This window comes from Stenotrophomonas sp. GbtcB23 (genome assembly GCF_019091045.1).
Classification (GTDB): domain Bacteria; phylum Pseudomonadota; class Gammaproteobacteria; order Xanthomonadales; family Xanthomonadaceae; genus Stenotrophomonas; species Stenotrophomonas rhizophila_A.
In genome coordinates this window covers 1-269 of sequence record NZ_JAGXKC010000424.1, presented here as the reverse complement: position 1 = coordinate 269, position 269 = coordinate 1, and the positions used below count along the sequence as shown (strand labels likewise).

1 protein-coding gene is annotated in these 269 nt (G+C 60.2%); it reads right to left on the bottom strand.

From position 1 onward, the window contains the following. A partial coding sequence (locus KVS69_RS21195) for a hypothetical protein (protein ID WP_254622305.1) occupies nt 1-269 on the bottom strand: 269 nt, incomplete at both ends.

The window sequence follows — 269 nt, the reverse complement described above, 5'->3', positions numbered from 1 at the left end:
GCGATTATGCGACACGACCATCCCCTTGCCGCGAAACAGACGCTTCGGCTGACGGACTGTGTCGGCCAGCCGCTCGCACTGCCCGATCAAAGCCTCGGCGGAAGGCAGGTTCTGGACGAAGTCATTGCGCGACGCGATTTCCGTTTCGACATCATGGCGGAATCCAACTCGTTCGAAATGCTGAGAGGGCTCGCTCTTCGCGGAAATATGATCTCGTTCCAGGTTGATGTCGGCGCACCGCGGGAGGAGTTCGGCATGGGCGTCATCGG